The organism is Streptomyces javensis (assembly GCF_039525925.1).
Classification (GTDB): domain Bacteria; phylum Actinomycetota; class Actinomycetes; order Streptomycetales; family Streptomycetaceae; genus Streptomyces; species Streptomyces asiaticus.
Map to the genome: position 1 here is coordinate 1 of NZ_BAAAIF010000264.1, position 838 is coordinate 838.

Annotated in this window: 1 protein-coding gene; it reads left to right on the forward strand. The window is 68.4% G+C overall.

Annotated features, from left to right (window positions below):
* Positions 1–838, forward strand: an 838-nt coding sequence (locus ABD329_RS47875; protein WP_344318302.1) for a polyketide synthase dehydratase domain-containing protein, incomplete at both ends; no start/stop codon positions are given.

Below are 838 nucleotides of genomic sequence, written 5' to 3' on the forward strand. Positions count from 1 at the left end.
ATGCCCCGACTGTGGGGGCCGATGCCAGTGGTCTGGGCCTGGAAGCCCTTGAACACTCCCTTCTGGGAGCGGCGGTTCCCCTCGCCGAGGGCGGGCAGCTCTTCACCGGACGTATCTCGCTGGAGACACACCCATGGCTGGCTGATCATCGCGTGTTGGGCTCGGCGCTGGTGCCGCCCGCCGCGTTGGTCGAGTTGGTTATCCGTGCGGGCGATCAGGTCGGTTGCGGTCGGGTGGAGGAGCTGACGCTGGGGGCGCCGCTGGTTCTGCCCGAGCAGGGCGGTGTCCAGGTTCAGGTGGTGGTCGAGGAGTCGGATGAGGCGGGGCTGCGGCCGGTTGCGGTCTACTCCCACCTTGAGGATGCGACGGGCTCCGATGATGCGGCGTGGAGCTCTCATGCGACCGGACTGCTGGTGGCGGAGGAGTCGGCTGCTGGTGATGGGGCGGTGTTGGAGCAGTGGCCGCCGGTGGGTGCCGAGGTGGTGATGTCCGATCCGGAGGGGTTCTATGCCGGGCTCGCTGAGCGTGGGTTTGGCTATGGCCCGGCTTTCCGGGGGTTGGAGTCGGTCTGGCGGCGTGGTGAGGAGGTGTTCGCTCAGGTCCGTCTTCCGCAGGAGCGGGTTGGTGAGGTGGAGCGGTTCGGAGTCCATCCCGCACTGCTGGACGCGGTACTGCATGCCGTGGCCTTGGCGGACTTCGAGCAGCAGCTGGACGTGGAGTCGGGTTCGAGGTCGGTGCGTGTTCCGTTTGCGTGGTCGGGGGTGCGGTTGCATGCCTCGGGTGCGTCGGTGGTGCGGGTGCGGTTGGCTCGGGCGGGGTCGGATGCGGTGGCGTTGGA